Here is a 4,530-nt window from a genome sequence, read left to right as displayed (position 1 = left end):
ACATAGCCATACGCCCTGACATCGACATGTGACGGAGCTCCCAATCCGCTCCGTATGTCGCCTTCACGCCGTCTGCCGGAAGGTGCCGCCCAGACAGCGCTTACCGACGAGTGCCTGAACGCGAACTGGTTCTTGTCGTTAGCCGACGCCAGGAGCAAGATCGAGACGTGGCGGCGGTACTACAACGAGAGCCGTCCTCACACGGCTCTGGGGCGGCGAACGCCCCAGGAATTCGCCTTGGCGGCGGCCCTGCAGGCTGCCGAATGAGACCCGGAAGCTCACCTTTCGGCCGGACCAAGATCCGGGGGACCCTCAGTTGGAACTGTAAGCAGTTTCCGCGCCCTACCATAGGACGAGCAGTAGTTCGTAAGCGAACATCTAGGTTCTGTTCGGGAGCGCCATTCTGTTCACCAGCATGGATAGCGTTCATAATAGTATTGGGACATATATTGACTGCATAATTTTGCAAATAAGCGCAATTTATTTCGGAATAACCATCTGCTGCAGCCGCGACCTTGCTTTATCACGGCTGCAGCAGCGTCTATCGTACTTTAAAACTACATCTCTAGCTAATACTTTCTGACGACCGGAGCAACAGCCGGGGCATCCAGTATGTCGCTCTGCCCAAAACGATAATTTACCCCAACTTTAACAAGATCGCCAGTGTGCCTCACCGGTACAGGGATGTCACCAGACCCAAAGGAGGGCCTGAACGTAACAACTCGGTCATCGAGCCGATAATGCATATACTCCGCCTTAGCAGTCCAGCTTTTTGTCAAAGCATATTCGAAGCCAGCACCAATCGTTAAGCCGGACGATGAATTCCGAACCGGCGCATACTGAGCCTCAGAATTCGCTCCCGAAGTGTACTGTGTTATCAAGGGTCGGCCAACTGTGTTGTCGCGATAAGTTTCTGTAAGGTCAGCCCAAGCGTATCCGCCTTTCACATAGAACAAGGTCCGATCAATCGCGTACCCGACTCGGCCAGTTGCCATGTAAAGAGATTGGACACTCGTATTGCAGCTAAAGAAATAGCCGACGGGCGTCTTACAATTCCTACCGCCTGAGGCATTGGTCCAATCAAAATCGCCAGCCACGCCAACCACAAAGCTACCGACCTGATAATCAGCGCCCAATTGGCCACCAGCAAGAATTCCTGCTGCTCTGGGCTGCACGGGCAGTCTCTGGAACAAGCTGACACGATCGAATTCTGGCACTTGTCGAGCTACATCAATCAGTCCCCCAACTGAGCCACCGACACTGATGCCAGTCCAGCGAACGGCTTCTGCTGTGTTGGTAATTATTGCCGGCGCGTCATATCCCTTCCGGATAAGGGGGCGGCCCGCGACCTGTTCAGGGGTAAACTGATAGCGGAAGCCGCCGCTAATTCCCCAACCATCGACATGGTCACCGAATCTATAGTCACCCCGGACGTACGATAGCCATCCCGTATTGCCGATTTGTGCAGCTACACCTCCAGAAATCTGGCCGTAGGTACCAATCCGACTGGTGTTGATGCGAATTTTCGTATCAAGACTGCTGAGGTTGCCCGGGACGGTCTGCAAGAAAACTTGTCCTACGGGATCGAAGCCAGATACGACTGAAGTTCTGATATTGCCGGCAAATTCGTTATAAACACTTGCTGTGACAAATGGCTGTATTACATTCCCGTCAACAAGATACGTGCGACCAAATCGAACGCTCGCTCTGCCAAGAACACTATCAAAATTCGCAATTTTGACGGACGACGGAGCGGAGAGCCCAGTTTGAAAGACGTAGGACCCGGCTAAATTGAAATTATCTATGCTCGCTCGCGAATATACAATGCCTAGAGACGGTTCGACAAACCAATTATCCTCAAAAGAAAATTGCTTTCCTACGTTGCCTGACAAGCTAAAGCTGCGCCCGTCAATTGTCTGGTTGAACAGCCCGTTATTATATGGATCGTTGAGGCGGCCCTGCAAAAAATCGAAGCGCAACTGACCATCAGCGTAAAAATTATCTTTAGTATAGGCGCCATACAGCCCGAAGAAAGGTGTCTGAAAATTTCCATTTAGCCGCCCAGCACCACCAGTTGGAGACAAGCTGCTGGTTTCGGTGTATCCCATCATCACGCCGAAATGAGCATTTCCCCCATTAATATTTAGGCGTGATATATCGGTGCCGACCTGTAGGCCCGAGAAATCTTGATAGTTGCGAATGCTGCATCCCCCCGATCCAGAAGACTGGGAGTTGCCATAGGCAAAGCTTCCTCGAGTGTTCGTGTCGAAAGTTCCACCGACACCACGAGCCCAAACGCCGCCGCCATTAAGTCCCTCAGATGCGCTTGATGGCGCACCGATAAAAGCCGACGTTTGGCTTAGGAAGGCAGTGTTGTTGGTATTGATGATCGAAACCAGCGATTGCACTGTGGAGCCAATGCTACTACTTGTGCCTGCCGGATCAACGGGAAGGGTCAATGTAGAGTTGTTAGGCAACCGAGGCGCGGAGGCTGAGTTCGGGCTAAGTTGAGCCACGACAGACTGGCTTTGAGCACCGCCACCTACGCACTGCGCATTGGCTTCAGCAGCTAGGAGCGAGAGGACTACACTTGTCGATCCAAGCAGAAATGCTTTGTTCATCCGTGGAATCCGTACAGTTCTATTCGAGGTAGTCATCAGACGCTCTAGGCGCTCATTTTGACGCGAACTCTCTATCTTCATCCCATACCGAATCAGGTTCCGTCAAAATGATTCGGCAAGTCGAGTGCCGTTGGAGTGGACCTGTTGCGTGAATGCAACATCAATTTCACTATTGTTACATTCGATTGGCAGTTTAAATTTTAAGTTCGACAAATCAGTCGGTTAATCATTGCATGATCCGCGAGGAGCGATGTTCGGTGTTTTTGTCCGTTCGTCATCGTGGAGTAAGGGGGGCCAAACTCAGTCGGCGGCCACTGAGCTCGTCGATTCCCCGCTTTTCTCTCCCGCCGATCCGAGCCGCCGCCGGAGGCCTGAGGGCTTCGGAAGCCGCTCGGGCAGTAAAGACGGCATCCCCGCGGAAGGCACAGATCGCGGGACCGCCGGCCTTGGCCCCTACACCGGTCGAGGAGCCGCAGACCCGCGGCAATCCACAGAGGAAGGCTGCTGAGCCCGCGCCTCTGTTCCAGCTACCCGAAATCGAGAGTGTCGCGCGCCGACCGCACAAGACAATCCCGACGTCGGAGCAAGGCAGGCGGAACTGCCCCTGCCCGTGCAAGCACCAGCTGCTTCTGCCCCCGGCCGCCCTCGTCGTGGAAGCCGCTGTTGACCAAGCCGTAAACGCCAAGCGGGATTGCAGCACCTGCCCGTCCTTGGTCGAGATCCCGTCCGGGGTCTTCAGCATGGGAAGCGCCGCCGATCCGAGCGAGAGGCCGGCGCACCTTGTCCATATCCGAGCCATTCTGATGACTCGGGGTTCGATCATGCTGGAGGATTGGGATGCCTGCCAGACTGCAGGCGGTTGCGAGGTTAGGGCTGACGGCGACCCAAACCAGCCAGCCGTGAATTTAAGTTGGGATGACGCGCAGCTATATTTCCGGTGGCGCTCCAGCACCACGCGCAAAGGCTACCGCCTCCCAAGTGAGGCGGAGTGGGAATACGCCGTCCGAGGCGGCACGCGCACCCGCTTCTGGTGGGGAGGGTATTTCCGGAGCGAGATGGCGCTCTGCCGCAGCGTAGGTTCGCCGCCTGAGGATGCAGCGCCGATAGCCACCGCCTTTCCCGCGTATCCCTTCGGCATCACGGGCACGACCTGCTTGGTGGCGCAGTGGGTATCCGGTTGCTGGCACAAGAATTACCGGAGCGCTCCAAGCGACGGGAGTTCGTGGAACTCTCCAAACTGCAAGCAGCGCGTGCTCAGCGGCGGCACCTGGCGAAGCCGGGCCGAGGCTGAGCATGTGACGAGCCGCGACTTCTATGATCCGATGGTCCGTTATCCGGGAAGCGGCATTCGCATCGTTCTAGATTTTTAGGAGGGCTGCGCGGCGAAACGAACGTCCGGCCATGAGGGCCATGAAGGAGTGGACGAGGAAAGCAGGATCGGCAGTTATGGCTGGATTGCTGATTATCTTAAGCAGGCCCGTTTTGGCTAAAGCGACTTCCGAGAAGCCCGCGGCGCCTCCGCCAGTCGCGGCCCCACAGGCGCGGCAGTCTACATCATCTCGGCCAAGCCCGACGCGCGCGTGACAAGCCCAGTCACCGTGCAGTTCGGCCTCCGCAACATGGGAGTCACTCAGGCGGGTAGCGGCGCCAAGAATGTGGGTCATCATCATCTGCTGATCGACGCGAAGGATGCGATCGGTCCCGGCAGCCCCTCCCAGCGGACAAGACCCACCTTCATTTCGGCAGCGGTTAAACCGAGACACGCCTCGACCTGCCCAACGGTACCCACACGCTGCAACTAGAGCATTTTCGGTTTGAGCTGAGTCGGCGTGGTGGGGTTCACACGGCGGGCGGCGGCTGATTCACTGCTTGCTCCGGACACGGAGTGCATCATGGGCCGCCCCTACAG

General features: G+C 56.2%; 3 protein-coding genes and 1 pseudogene. 3 read left to right on the top strand and 1 reads right to left on the bottom strand.

The features are described 5' to 3' along the window. Positions 1-105: 105 nt before the first annotated feature. Positions 106-267: pseudogene (locus MFF58_RS31240) on the top strand (integrase core domain-containing protein); the annotation flags it as partial. 302 nt (positions 268-569) lie between these two features. On the opposite strand, the gene MFF58_RS31235 reads toward MFF58_RS31240, so the two are convergent. Then, positions 570-2,621, bottom strand: coding sequence for an autotransporter domain-containing protein (locus MFF58_RS31235; protein WP_238294155.1), 2,052 nt, complete (start codon positions 2,619-2,621; stop codon positions 570-572). A gap of 233 nt (positions 2,622-2,854) precedes the next feature. On the opposite strand from MFF58_RS31235, the gene MFF58_RS32810 reads away from it, so the two are divergent. Together MFF58_RS32810 and MFF58_RS31225 are read left to right on the top strand one after the other, a co-directional pair. Continuing rightward, on the top strand, positions 2,855-3,991 hold the full coding sequence (locus tag MFF58_RS32810; protein ID WP_505744329.1) for a formylglycine-generating enzyme family protein: 1,137 nt from the start codon (positions 2,855-2,857) through the stop codon (positions 3,989-3,991). A gap of 249 nt (positions 3,992-4,240) precedes the next feature. Then, on the top strand, positions 4,241-4,423 hold the full coding sequence (locus MFF58_RS31225; protein ID WP_238294157.1) for a DUF4399 domain-containing protein: 183 nt from the start codon (positions 4,241-4,243) through the stop codon (positions 4,421-4,423). Positions 4,424-4,530: the final 107 nt, after the last annotated feature.

This window comes from Methylobacterium longum (genome assembly GCF_022179385.1).
GTDB lineage: Bacteria > Pseudomonadota > Alphaproteobacteria > Rhizobiales > Beijerinckiaceae > Methylobacterium > Methylobacterium longum.
The sequence above is the reverse complement of the archived record's forward strand: the minus strand, read 5'-3'. Positions and strand labels throughout refer to the sequence as shown.

What these genes read in the sequence shown, in the direction of transcription:
- MFF58_RS31235 (WP_238294155.1), bottom strand. Translation starts at nt 2,621, where the DNA reads ATGAACAAAGCATTTCTGCTTGGATCGACAAGTGTAGTCCTCTCGCTC.
- MFF58_RS32810 (WP_505744329.1), top strand. Translation starts at nt 2,855, where the DNA reads ATGATCCGCGAGGAGCGATGTTCGGTGTTTTTGTCCGTTCGTCATCGT.
- MFF58_RS31225 (WP_238294157.1), top strand. Translation starts at nt 4,241, where the DNA reads ATGGGAGTCACTCAGGCGGGTAGCGGCGCCAAGAATGTGGGTCATCAT.